General features: G+C 32.0%; 14 protein-coding genes. All 14 read left to right on the plus strand.

Annotated features, from left to right (window positions below; translation table 11 throughout):
• Positions 1-70 precede the first annotated feature (70 nt).
• The 14 genes from yajC to ACWJJT_RS02250 all read left to right on the plus strand — a co-directional run bounded on the left by yajC (position 71) and on the right by ACWJJT_RS02250 (position 13467).
• Positions 71-361 (plus strand): preprotein translocase subunit YajC, encoded by a 291-nt coding sequence (yajC, locus tag ACWJJT_RS02185; protein WP_165412775.1) that lies wholly within the window; start codon positions 71-73, stop codon positions 359-361.
• 92 nt (positions 362-453) lie between these two features.
• A complete protein-coding gene (locus ACWJJT_RS02190; protein ID WP_462955903.1) occupies positions 454-822 on the plus strand; it encodes a TIGR04086 family membrane protein in 369 nt (122 codons plus the stop codon).
• 68 nt (positions 823-890) lie between these two features.
• Positions 891-1031, plus strand: coding sequence for a six-cysteine ranthipeptide SCIFF (gene scfA, locus ACWJJT_RS02195; RefSeq protein ID WP_165412773.1), 141 nt, complete (start codon positions 891-893; stop codon positions 1029-1031).
• A gap of 56 nt (positions 1032-1087) precedes the next feature.
• Complete coding sequence (gene scfB, locus ACWJJT_RS02200) at positions 1088-2452, plus strand: thioether cross-link-forming SCIFF peptide maturase (RefSeq protein WP_462955904.1); 1365 nt, start codon at positions 1088-1090, stop codon at positions 2450-2452.
• 80 nt (positions 2453-2532) lie between these two features.
• Complete coding sequence (gene secD / locus ACWJJT_RS02205; protein WP_462955905.1) at positions 2533-3771, plus strand: protein translocase subunit SecD; 1239 nt, start codon at positions 2533-2535, stop codon at positions 3769-3771.
• A gap of 4 nt (positions 3772-3775) precedes the next feature.
• Positions 3776-4642, plus strand: coding sequence for a protein translocase subunit SecF (secF, locus tag ACWJJT_RS02210; protein ID WP_462955906.1), 867 nt, complete (start codon positions 3776-3778; stop codon positions 4640-4642).
• Between the two features lie 246 nt (positions 4643-4888).
• Positions 4889-5767, plus strand: a complete 879-nt coding sequence (locus ACWJJT_RS02215) for a DHH family phosphoesterase (RefSeq protein ID WP_462955907.1) — start codon at positions 4889-4891, stop codon at positions 5765-5767.
• A gap of 76 nt (positions 5768-5843) precedes the next feature.
• A complete protein-coding gene (locus ACWJJT_RS02220; RefSeq protein ID WP_462955908.1) occupies positions 5844-6362 on the plus strand; it encodes an adenine phosphoribosyltransferase in 519 nt (172 codons plus the stop codon).
• Positions 6363-6490: 128 nt separating this feature from the next.
• A complete protein-coding gene (locus tag ACWJJT_RS02225) occupies positions 6491-8674 on the plus strand; it encodes a RelA/SpoT family protein (RefSeq protein WP_462955909.1) in 2184 nt (727 codons plus the stop codon).
• 36 nt (positions 8675-8710) lie between these two features.
• Positions 8711-9157, plus strand: coding sequence for a D-aminoacyl-tRNA deacylase (gene dtd / locus ACWJJT_RS02230; RefSeq protein ID WP_462955910.1), 447 nt, complete (start codon positions 8711-8713; stop codon positions 9155-9157).
• Positions 9158-9167: 10 nt separating this feature from the next.
• The gene (locus tag ACWJJT_RS02235; protein ID WP_462955911.1) at positions 9168-9776 is read left to right on the plus strand and encodes an MBL fold metallo-hydrolase; all 609 of its coding nucleotides are present in this window, start codon (positions 9168-9170) and stop codon (positions 9774-9776) included.
• A gap of 56 nt (positions 9777-9832) precedes the next feature.
• The gene (locus tag ACWJJT_RS02240; RefSeq protein ID WP_462955912.1) at positions 9833-11260 is read left to right on the plus strand and encodes a coproporphyrinogen III oxidase; all 1428 of its coding nucleotides are present in this window, start codon (positions 9833-9835) and stop codon (positions 11258-11260) included.
• 64 nt (positions 11261-11324) lie between these two features.
• On the plus strand, positions 11325-13106 hold the full coding sequence (gene aspS, locus ACWJJT_RS02245) for an aspartate--tRNA ligase (RefSeq protein WP_462955913.1): 1782 nt from the start codon (positions 11325-11327) through the stop codon (positions 13104-13106).
• Between the two features lie 73 nt (positions 13107-13179).
• Complete coding sequence (locus ACWJJT_RS02250; RefSeq protein ID WP_462955914.1) at positions 13180-13467, plus strand: metal-sensitive transcriptional regulator; 288 nt, start codon at positions 13180-13182, stop codon at positions 13465-13467.
• The last annotated feature ends 9 nt before the right edge of the window (positions 13468-13476 follow it).

Below are 13476 nucleotides of genomic sequence, written 5' to 3' on the forward strand. Positions count from 1 at the left end.
AGGAATTAAGTTTATGGGGAATTATTTTATTATAAGTTTAAAAAAATTTATTGAAAGGAGGGGAACATAAATGGGACAATTCGGTTCTTTAATATCTATAGTGTTAATGCTTGCGGTATTTTATCTAGTAGTATTTATACCAGAAAACAAAAGAAAGAAAAAATATGCTACACTTTTAAATAATTTAAAATTAAATGATGAAGTAATGACTAAGGGCGGTATAATGGGAAAAATAATCAACATTCAAGATGACTACATTATATTGGAAAGTGGTCCAGACAGAGCTAGAATTAAATTATCAAAAAGTGGAATAGGCACAGTTATAAATTTAAACAGTGATGAAGTAGTAGAGAAAAAGTAGAAAATTAGTAATAAACCCCCCTTTTTAATCATAATTAATACTATAGATTTCAATGAAAACAATATTGAAATTTATAGTAAGGGGGGATATACATGGAAAACAAAAAAAAATATTCTTATGCTGCAGAAGGAGTATTTAGGGCTGCAATTCTAACCTTAATTATATTAGTGATTTATTCTATACTAACAACCTTTTTACCAGCTAGCATGAAGGTAACATCCGTTTTTTACATTGTAATAACATTAGTCAGTGTACTTTATGGATCTGTATTTGCTGCAAAAAAGGCTGGAGAAAAAGGTTGGCTAATGGGTATCATGGTGGCAGCTACTTACATGTTAGTTTTATACCTAGTTAAAGTAGTTGGTGGTGGAAGCACTGCTATAGGTATGAGGGAAGTAGTAAGAACAGCTTTAGCTCTAGGCACAGGTGCTTTTTCAGGAATGCTTGGAATAAATCTATAAGAATACTTTATTTAGCTAAGATATTATGATATAATTATGCAGAAACTTTACGATATGGAGGAATAATAATGAAACATATAAGAACTATAAACAAATCAAGCATTAAAGAAAGTTTGAAAAAACCAGGATGCAAAGAATGTGCTAATTCATGCCAATCAGCATGTAAAACTTCTTGCACAGTAGCAAACTTAGCTTGTGAAAACGAATAATATTAATGTGGCAGTAACTTAAGGTTACTGCTTTAAATTTGTTAGGAGGAATAAAATTGTCACTAATTCATAAATATATCCAAAATGGAGAATACTACGTAATAGATGTAAATTCTGGAGCGCTACATGTAGTCGATGAAATAGTTTATGATCTTTTAGATGAGGTTTCCCTTGGGGAAAAAGAAGAGTTAATAGAAAGCTTAAAAGATAAATATAATGTAGAAGATATTGAGGAAGCGTATAGTGAAATTCAAAGTTTAATACAGGAAGAAATGCTATACACAAAAGATTTATATGAATCAATTGCAATAGAAAGTGGACAAGCGGAGTCGTACATAAAAGCTTTATGTCTTAATGTAATACACGATTGTAATTTAAGATGTAAATACTGTTTTGCTGACGAGGGTGAGTATCATGGTGCTAGAGAAGTAATGTCAGCGGAAGTTGGAAAGAAAGCAATAGATTTTGTTCTGGAAAAATCTGGAACGAGAAAAAACATTGAGATAGATTTATTTGGTGGAGAACCACTCATGGCTTTTGATATGATAAAAGAAGTAGTGGAATATGCTAAAGTGCAAGAAAAAAAATATAAAAAAAGTATAAGATTTACAATGACGACTAATGCTACATTACTTAATGATGAAATCATGAAATATATGGATGAAAATATGGGGAATATAGTACTTAGCATAGATGGTAGAAAATCTGTTAATGATAAGGTTAGAGTAAGAGTTGATGGAAGCGGTTCCTATGATAGGGTACTTCCTAACATCAAAAAAATGGTTGATATGAGAGATAAGTCAAAAGCTTATTATGCGAGGGGAACCTTTACCAGAGGAAATACTGACTTTTTTGAAGATGTAAAACATATGGCAGATTTAGGTTTTAAAGAAATATCTATAGAACCAGTAGTGTTACCAAAGGAACATGAACTTTCAATTAGAGAAGAAGATTTACCAGTTATTTTTGAGCAATATGATAAATTATATACGGATATGCTTCAGAGACATAAGGATGGAAATGAATTTAAATTTTACCATTTTAATATAGATTTAAAAGGTGGACCTTGCGTTTATAAGAGAATTTCTGGATGCGGAGCGGGTCATGAATATATAGCAGTTACCCCTAAAGGAGAAATATACCCTTGCCATCAATTTGTTGGTAATAAAGATTATATGCTGGGCGATATATACAATGGAATTACTAATAAAAAAATTGTGCAAGAGTTTAAAGAAGCACATATTTATAACAAACCTACATGTATGCAGTGCTGGGCCAAATTTTATTGTAGTGGGGGATGCCAAGCAAATAACTTTAACTTTAACGGAGATATGCATATTCCTTATGAACTTGGATGCAAGATGCAAAAGAAAAGGATAGAATGTGCTATAGCTTTAAAATCAAAAACCATGAATAAGTAAAAACATTTTGACAAATATTGACTAAATTAGTAAATCATAATATAATTTACTTATGAATATGCAGCGAAGGGGTGATAAGAATGAAAAAGAAAAAAAGTATGATGCTTTTTCTTACCAGTGTTTTAGTTGTGGGGGTATTTGCATTTGCAGGTTTCTATGGACTTGAAATAGGAAATTATAGGTTTAAACCATTTACTGAAACAATAAATAAAGGGTTAGATTTACAGGGTGGAATTTCTGTCTTAGAAGAAGTTCAAGGTGGGAAAGTTGATTCAAAAACATTGGACACAACAATTGAACTTATATCTATGAGAGTCAACAAAATGGGGGTTAGTGAGACATTAGTTACCAAAGAGGGTGATAATAGAATTAGAATTGAGATACCAGGAAAATTCGATTCAAAAGAAATTCTTGATACTGTTGCAAAATCAGGGGAGCTTAAATTTGTTGGTCCTGATAAAGTGACAATTCTTACTGGTAAAGATGTAAAAGATGCTACTGCATACATAGGTCAAGATAATAAACCTACTATAGGGCTTGAACTTAATGAATCAGGGAAGAATAAATTTGCAGTAGCTACAAAGAAGTTTTTAGGACAACCAATTACTATTTATATGGATAATGAGGTGCTAACAGATCCTACAGTAGACTCAGTTATAACAGATGGTAAGGCTATGATCTCAGGAACCAAGACATTAGAAGAAGCTACAACAAAATCTCAAATTATTAAATCAGGAGCATTGCCTGTAACTTTAAAAGCTGTTTCCGTTAAAACAGTTGGAGCTACTTTAGGTAAAAATGCATTGCCATTAAGTATGAAGGCTGGAGCTATAGGGATATTAGTTATATTAATATTTATGCTTTTATATTATAGGGTACCAGGTATGATTTCAGGTATATCTTTAATTTTATATGTGGTTTTGGTTCTTGGAGCATTCTCAGCCATTAATGCCACTTTGACACTTGCAGGGATAGCGGGATTCTTACTTACAGTTGGTATGGCAGTAGATGCTAATGTGTTAATATTTGAAAGAATAAGAGAGGAACTTAAAACCGGAAAATCAATAAAAGCCTCTGTAGATGCTGGTTTTCATAGGGCACTGTCATCAATATTAGATTCAAACATCACAACTATAATTGCTGCCTTAGTTTTATATTCAGTTGGAACAGGCACAGTTAAAGGGTTTGCGCTTACATTGATGATTGGTATAGGTATAAGTGTATTTACAGCACTTACTAGCACTAAATTCTTATTAAAATTAGCTGTCGAAATGGGACTACTAAGTAAAACATCTCATTTTGGCGTGAAGAGGGGGTAAGCATATGCTAAAAATAGTTGAAAAAACTAAACTATGGTTTGCTATGTCTCTATTCATAATTGTAATAGGAATGGGGTTCATGGTAACAAAGGGGCTAAACTTAGGTATAGATTTTAAAGGTGGTACAGCGCTTATTATTAATATGAAGCAGGAATTTAAAAAATCCGATGTAGATCAAATAATTGATAAACACGCAAAGGGTGAATACTTATCAAAAACATTAAATGATGGTAAAGAATTGGAAATAACTGTGAAAAGCAATGCTCTTTCTGCTGATGAGACAGCAAGCATGCTAAAAGAAATTAAGACAGAGTTTAAATCTAGTGAATTAATTTCACAAGATACGATAGGTGCGTCTGTTGGTAGTGAATTACAGACAAAAGCTATGAGTGGCTTAATTATTGCTATGATTTGTATGCTAGCGTATATAGGATTAAGGTTTGAATTTAAATTCGGAGTTGCAGCCATAATTGCATTACTACATGATATTTTAATTATGGTTGGAGTGTATGCAGTATTTCAAATACCGGTAAATGCAACGTTTATAGCGGCTATTCTGACTATAGTTGGTTACTCTATTAATGATACTATAGTTGTATTTGACAGAATAAGAGAAAATCAAAAGAATATGAGAAAAGTATCTATAGAAGACATTACTAATACCAGTATTACACAAACCATGGCAAGATCAATAAATACAGTTGCTACAACTTTATTTACTATAATTGCGGTATATGTATTTGTACCATCTATAAGAGAGCTTAGTTTACCATTAATAATCGGTATATTAGTTGGATGTTATTCTTCAATTTTTATAGCAAGTCCTGTTTGGGTGGTGCTTAAAAAAAGAAGTAAGAAAGCAACACTCTAAACTGCTTCAGATTACTAATATGTATCAGATAACTAAGCTAAGGATTGTTTCAAATGGTTAAAAATTAAAGCAGAGAAGTATGATGTATTAATTACTTCTTTGCTTTTTATTTTCATAAAAGGAAATTAGAAAATTTAAAATTAATTATTGAGTAGGGAATCGTTGGAATATAATTACTTTTGTATTTATTAAAAAAACTAATTTAAATTATACCAATGTGTTTTTTATTAACTTTGGGGAGCTTTTATGCTGGATTATCTTAAAAACATGCAAATGAATAAAAATAGCTTTATAGATTACAATATGTATAATCCATTTTTATTAAAAGGAATGGAGGCCGCATTATATAGAGTTGTCAAAGCTATAAATGAGAGAGAAAAAATTGTCCTTTATGGTTTTTATGATGTGGATAGTATTACGGCAATTTCCTTATTGATGCTAGTACTGAAGTTTGTAAATGCTGATGTTGAGTATTTTATACCAAGCGAACTAAGTGAAAACCGTGATTTAAATGAAAAAGATATTAATAATCATATAAAATATTTAGGACCAGGACTTATAATAACATTAGGTTGTGGAATCAATTCTTTCAGCGAAATAGAATCATGTAAATACATAGGGATTGATGTTATAGTCACAGATTTTCACGAACCTATTAAAAATGTTCCTGACACTATTGTTGTGGATCCACAACAAAAGGGTTGCAATTATCCATTCAAGGGATTATGTGCTTCAGGACTTACATTTAAACTAGCGCAAGCAATTTCGTCTTACTATAAGATGAAGTCCATAAATAAATATATGGATTTGGTAATGATAGGTACTAGTTATAGTAAAACAAAGCTTGAGAGTGAAAATAAAATAATCGCAGAGGAAGGTATAAAGCAATTAAAGTGCACCAATAATTATGGAATTTGTGCACTTCTAAAAACTCATAATATTAAGATTATTAATGAAGATACAGTATTAAAATTGGCATTAAAGGTAATGCCTACAATTAATCCTGTTGGAAGAATGGATAATGCTAAAATTGTTGTTGAGTTATTTATTACCACAGATAAAAATAGAGCACTACAGATATCAAAGTACTTAGATAATGAACTAAAAAATAGTCTCGTATTTTAACGACAATTTAGAAGGAAAGTCTCCCACTTATATAAGTGGAAGTACATACCTTGATTTTACTTTAGGGGGAATAACTGTGGATTTAAAAAATAGTATAAGAATAATAGAAAATTTTCCGAAAAAAGGTATCAGTTTTAAAGACATAACTACGTTACTACAAGATGGTAATGCACTTAAGTACACTATAGATGGTATGGTAGCATATTTAAAAGATAAGCAAATAGATGTTATAGTGGGACCAGAAGCAAGAGGGTTTTTATTCGGTGTACCAGTGGCTTATGCTCTTGGCGCAGGATTTGTACCAGTTAGAAAACCTGGTAAGTTACCTTATGACTCAATAGAAATTGAGTATGCCCTTGAATATGGCACGGATAAACTTGAAATTCATAAAGATGCAATAAAGACTGGACAAAAAGTAGCGATAGTTGACGATTTACTTGCGACGGGTGGGACAGTTGTAGCAGTAACAAAACTTATAGAGCAAATGGGTGGAGAAGTTGTTTCCTTAAATTTTGTAATTGAATTAACAGAGCTTAATGGAAAAGACAAATTGCAGGGTTATGATATAAAGTCTCTTGTAAAATATGATATTTAGTTCTTATTTAAATTTAGTGTAGTGAATTACTAAATTAAAATTGCAAAATCCTACAAGATATTATATAATATTAGTAAAAAGTATTGGCTGGTTATTTAACCAGCCTTTGATTTTAGGAGTGTATAAGCATGTTAGAAAAATTGTTACATAAGATTGAAACTAATTGTAATGCTGTAGACAAAGATCTTATTATTAAAGCCTTTAATTTTTCTTACGCTGCACATAAAGAGCAAAAGAGAGAGTCGGGTGAGCCTTATATTGTGCACCCATTAGAAGTAGCCTGCATATTAGCAGAGATGGGACTTGATACTAGCACAATTGTTGCAGGTTTGCTTCATGATGTAATTGAAGACACCGTATATTCTTTTGATGATGTAAGCAGGGAGTTTAACATAGAAGTAGCAAATTTAGTGGAGGGTGTAACTAAGCTTGGACTAATAAAATATAAGACTAAGGAAGAGGAACAAGCTGATAATGTTCGCAAAATGCTCTTAGCCATGGCAAAGGATATTAGGGTTATCCTTATTAAGCTTGCAGATAGACTGCATAATATGCGAACACTTAAATATATGCCAGTTGCAAAGCAAAAACAAAAGGCAAAAGAAACTTTGGATATTTATGCACCTCTCGCTCACAGACTTGGAATGTCTAAGATTAAATGGGAACTCGAGGACTTATCACTCAGGTATTTAAATCCGAACGAATATTATAATTTAGTAAGAAAAATTGCAGAAAAAAGAGCTGAGAGAGAAGAAAATATAGATAACATAGTGATGGAATTAAAGTTCAACTTAAATATTGTTGGAATAGAAGCTGAAATGGATGGAAGACCAAAACATTTTTACAGCATTTATAGAAAGATGGTTACTAAAAATAAGACTTTAGATCAAGTTTTTGATTTAACGGCAGTTAGAATTTTAGTAAATGATATTGGAAATTGTTATGCAGCCCTAGGTATAGTGCATACTGTGTATAAACCAATTCCTGGAAGGTTTAAAGACTATATTGCAATGCCAAAACCCAACATGTATCAATCATTACATTCAACGGTGATAGGACCGCACGGGAAACCTTTTGAAATACAAATTAGAACATACGAGATGCATAAAACAGCAGAATATGGCATTGCAGCTCATTGGAAGTATAAAGAGGGGATAGAGGGCAGTGGAGAGCAAAATTCTGACCCTAAATTTTCATGGCTTAAGGATATTCTTGAGTGGCAAGGGGAAACTTTTGACGCAGAAGAGTTTATGGAAGGGTTTAAAACTGATTTGTTTTCAGATGAAGTTTTTGTGTTTTCGCCAAAGGGTGAGGTTATTAATTTACCACTTGACGCAACGCCAATTGATTTTGCTTATAGAATTCATACAGATATAGGGCATAAGTGCATGGGTGCGAAAGTAAATGGAAGAATGGTACCTTTAGAATACCACTTGAAAACTGGAGAAATAGTTGAAATTGTAACTTCATCTACGCCTAAGGGACCTAGTATTGATTGGCTGAATATTACAAAGAGCAATCAAGCTAAGAGTAAAATTAAAGCTTGGTTTAAAAAGGCTAAAAGAGATGAGAGTATTGAAAAAGGTAAAGAATTATTAGAAAGGGAATCTAAGAGACAAGGATATAATTTTGGTGAAATTGCTAAGGGCGAAACAATAGAAAAAATATATAAGAAATATAATTTTAGAACTGTAGACGATTTATTCGCTTATGTTGGAGTGGGAGATATTATGCCTCCAACTGTAATTAATAGGTTGAGAGAGAGTTTTGAAAATAAAAACAAGCAAGAGAATATGACCATTGAGGACATTGAGCAAAAGATAACCAAGAGTGAATGTAAAGATGATAAAAAAATAATGGATTACCAAGGTCTAATAGTTAAGGGTGAGGGTAATTTACTTGTGAGGTTTGCTAAGTGCTGTAATCCAGTTCCAGGTGATGAAATAGTAGGGTACATCACTAAGGGACGAGGAGTTTCTGTTCATAGATGCGATTGCAAAAATGTTGAAGCTTTAATAAATAGTGAAATAAATAAAGTAGTTGAGGTAAGCTGGGGAGCGCCCGAAGGAAAAGGATATATTACCGAGATTCAAATTAAAGCAGATGATACGTATGGACTATTGTCTCATATTATGGAGATAATAACGCTTACAAAAACACAATTATACTCTATTAATGCAAAAACTTTAAAAAATAATGTGGCTTTAATAAATATAAAGCTACGGGTTGCTGATATTGAGAATTTGAAAGAACTACAAAAGAAAATCACTAAGTTAACGGGTGTAATGGAAGTTTATAGAATAAAAAATTAAGAGAATTGTTTTGCTTAAATTAGGAGAGGAATATTTATGAGAGCAGTGGTGCAAAGAGTTAAATCATCAAAAGTTGAAGTTAGTGGTAAATTAGTTAGTGAAATAGGTTTTGGATTAAATGTTTTACTTGGAATCTGCGATGGCGACACGGAAGATGATATAAAATTCCTAAAGGATAAGATATTAAACCTGAGAATTTTTGAAGAAGATGGGAAAATGAGTAAGTCATTAATAGACGTAGGGGGGGAACTTCTTGTAGTTTCTCAATTTACGTTATATGGAGATTGCAGAAAAGGTAGAAGACCAAATTTTATGAGAGCTCTTGGTGGAGAGCAAGCTGAAATATTATATTTAGAATTTGTTAAGCAGTGTAGTGAAGTATTAGGTAAAGTTAAAACTGGAGATTTTGGAGAAGATATGCAGGTTTATATACAGAATGATGGACCAGTAACCTTACTTTTAGAGAGTAAAAAAGACTTCTAGGAGGATTAAAATGGAAATTAGAAAAGTTGTTACAGGAATATATGGATCAAATTGTTATATTGTAATGGATAAAAACACCAATGAAGCGATAGTGTTAGACCCAGGCGGAGATGTGGATGATATTGTTAAGGCCATAGATATTATAGGTGCAAAAGTTAAGTATATACTATTGACTCATGGACATCTAGATCATACATCAGGAGTCGCGCAGCTTAAAACCATCACAAATGCAGTAGTGTGTATGAGTAAAAAAGACGATGATTTAATAACTAAAGGCGTAAATTTATTTGGGCCGCTTATTGAAGGCGGGGCAGATAAGTTACTAAAGAATGGGGATATAATAAGAATTTCTAATTTGGAAATTAACTGTATAGATACACCTGGACATACACCTGGTGGTATGAGTTTTTTAATAAAAAACTGTGCCTTCACCGGAGATACTCTTTTTGCAGGGTCAATCGGAAGAACAGATTTTGCAGGAGGAGATTTTAATACTATAATTACTAGTATAAAATCAAAGCTTTTATGTCTGCCAGAGAACACTATAGTCTATCCTGGTCATGGACCATGTAGCACGATAAATAATGAAAAATTAAACAATCCATTTTTACAGAATTAATATAGGGGATAATAGCACAAGAAATTTTATAGGCTATGTTTCATTAAGGAGTTAGGATGATTAAGGTAAAATTAAATAACGCAGAATTTAATTATGATGTATATCAAATGATAAATTTATTTTTTTTATTTCCAGATATTAAATTTGTTGAAGAAAATTATGATTTTAATATTGAAGTAAAAGAAGATATGGTAGTTATACAAAAAGGCTTAGAAAGCTTTGAGTACACAATTAATAAATTATACAAACTTAAAGAAGAGGTTAAAAAAGCTGTTTTCTTATATTTTTCAAAGGATACAACCCGTGAGCTCCCGTGGGGAACTTTAATAGGAATTAGGCCTTCTAAAAGAGCGCTTGAGCTACTCCAAAAGGATATTTCTGAGAATGATATCATAGCTGAATTTAAAGAAAAACATATTACAAGAGAAGATAAGGCGCGTCTTTGTATTGATGTTGCAAAGTTTGAAAAAAATATTGTAAACAAAGAGAAAGAAAATATAAGTGTTTATATTGGAATGCCTTTTTGCCCTACACGTTGTTTATACTGTTCATTTGCATCTAATCCTATAAGCAGTTGCAAAAACATAGTAGAACCTTACCTTGAGGCCTTGTCGCATGAAATTAAAGAGATAAGTGATTACATTAAAGGTAAGAAGCTTAACATTGAATGTGTATATTTTGGAGGTGGTACTCCAACTTCCGTAAATGATGAGCAATTTGAATTTATAATGAAGTGTATTTATGAAGCTTTTATTCAAAATGATAATGTGAGTGAATTTACAGTAGAATGCGGAAGACCAGATAGTATAACCTTTGAAAAATTAACTACAATGAAAAAGTATGGAGTACATAGAATAAGCATAAATCCTCAAACTATGAACGATGATACTTTGGAATTGATTGGGAGAACTCATTCTGTAAATAGTGTTAACGAAAAATTTGCCATGGCAAGGGAACTAGGTTTTGATAATATAAATATGGATTTAATAGTAGGGCTACCGGGAGAGAAGATTTCACATATAATAAGAACTTGCGATAAAATATTCCAAATGAAACCTGATAGTATTACAATTCATGGAATGTCCATAAAAAGAGCTTCGAAACTCCATGAAAATATGCTTAATAATTATAGATTTCAAGTTCCAGCTCAAGAAGAATTAAACCAAATGTATGAGCACACTGTTGAATTATCTAAAAAACTTCATATGAAACCGTATTATATGTATAGGCAGAAAAATATGGTGGGCAATATGGAAAACATTGGATATACCACGCCTGAAAAAGAAGGAATATACAATATTCAAATGATTGAGGAGAAACAGACAGTTATTGCACTTGGTGCAGATGCAGTTTGTAAAGTTGTTTTTTTAGAGGAAAACAGACATGAAAGGTTTGCCAATATCAAAGATGTTAGGGAGTACGTAAAAAGAGTAGATGAGATGGTTGATAAAAAAATTGAATTGCTCAATACTTTATATAATTGATAATTAAGGGTTAATAAATAAGTAATAAGTAATAAAAATAGTATTTAGAGAGGAAGGAAGCAAAATGGCAGAAGCATTAGATGGTTTAAAGAGAACCAATATGTGTGGTGACCTTCGGGAATCACATATATCAAATAAGGTAACAGTAATGGGTTGGGTTCAACGAAAAAGAAATCTAGGAGGACTTGTTTTTATAGACTTAAGAGATAGAACAGGTTTATTACAATTAGTATTTGGAGAAGAAATAAATAAAGAAGCTTTTCAAAAGGCAGATTTAGTGAAACCAGAATACTGTATTGCTGTAACTGGAGAACTTATTAGAAGACAGTCTCCAAATGAAAATATGCCTACAGGACTTGTAGAGGTTAAAGGTGAAAACATAAAGATATTATCTGAATCAGAAACTCCGCCTATATATATAAAAGAAGGTTTAGATGCCTCAGAAAATATACGTCTAAAATATAGATATCTTGATTTAAGAAGACCAGATATGCAAAAAATATTTATGATACGCCATAAAACAACTAAGGTTGTTCGTGATTTTTTAGATGAGAATGGTTTTTTAGAAATAGAAACACCTATGCTCACAAAAAGTACTCCAGAGGGCGCTCGCGACTATTTAGTCCCAAGCAGAAATTATAAAGGAATGTTCTATGCACTCCCACAATCACCACAATTGTTTAAGCAATTATTAATGGTGTCTGGATATGATAAGTACTTCCAAATAGCAAGATGTTTTAGAGATGAAGATTTAAGATCAAATAGACAACCAGAGTTTACACAAATAGATATAGAAATGTCATTTGTTGAAGAAGAAGATGTTATAGCTGTTAATGAAGCTTTAATTAAAAAAGTATTTAAAGAAGTTGTAAACGAGGATGTTAAACTTCCTATAAAAAGAATTACATATAAAGAAGCTATGGATAAATATGGATCAGATAAACCGGATTTAAGATTTGGAATGGAAATAAAAGATATTACCCAAGAGGTTAAAGAATGTGAATTCGTAGTATTTAAAGGTGCCATAGATAATGGCGGCAGCGTACGAGCTATAAAGGTTAGTAATGCTGCAGATATGGGAAGAAAGAAGTTAGACAAATTAGGTGAATTTGTTAAGACTTATAGAGCAAAAGGACTTGCTTGGATTGCATATAAAGAAGATGGAATTAAATCGCCTATATCTAAATTTTTAAGTGATGAAGAAATGCAATCTGTTCTAAATAAGGTAGACGCCAAAACTGGAGATTTAGTACTTATTGTTGCAGACAAAGACAGCGTTGCATTGCAGTCTTTAGGGGCATTAAGATTACAGGTAGCTAAAGATCTTGAAATTTTAAAAGATAATAAAGAGTTTAACTTTGTATGGGTTACAGAGTTCCCATTATTTGATTATAGCGAAGAAGAAAATAGATATGTTGCTGCGCACCATCCCTTCACGATGCCAATGGATGAAGATCTACAGTATCTAGAAAGTGAGCCAGGCAGAGTTCGTGCTAAAGCTTACGATATAGTCTTAAACGGAGAAGAATTAGGTGGAGGAAGTATTAGAATACATAATTCTAAATTGCAAGAAACTATGCTTAAAGTTTTGGGATTTACGCAGGAAAAAGCATGGGAAAGATTTGGATTCTTACTAGAATCATTCAAATACGGTCCACCACCACACGGCGGCCTTGCTTTTGGACTAGATAGAATGATAATGTTCTTAGCAGAAACTGAAAACATTAAAGATGTAATAGCATTTCCTAAGAATCAAAATGCTTACTGTCCAATGAGTGAAGCTCCAAATATGGTTGATGATAAACAGCTTAAAGAACTTGGTATTAAAAAAGAAGAGGAGAAATAGGATACTGGCTTATTTTTTATTTGTTTGTGACAAACTGTCAATTGTCCACTATATTGCATAGGGGAGTGGTAAAATGATAAATGAAAAAGAAAAAACAATGAACGATGAATTAGTGAAAGATATCCAAGTGAGACTAAGAAAAATTGAAGGTCAGGTTAAAGGTATTGAAAAGATGGTTTCCAGCGAAGCTTGCTGCAAAAACATATTGGTGCAAGTCGCAGCAGCAAGAGCTGCTATGAATAAAGTTGGTGGTCTTGTTTTAGAGAGATTTACAAAAAACTGTCTTATACATGAAGAGGACGCAATAGAGGAAAAAGAAATCGAAGAGTTAGTTTCAACTTTCCTTATGTTTTTAAAGTAAAAAATAAAG

This window comes from Clostridium sp. CM041 (assembly GCF_055081035.1).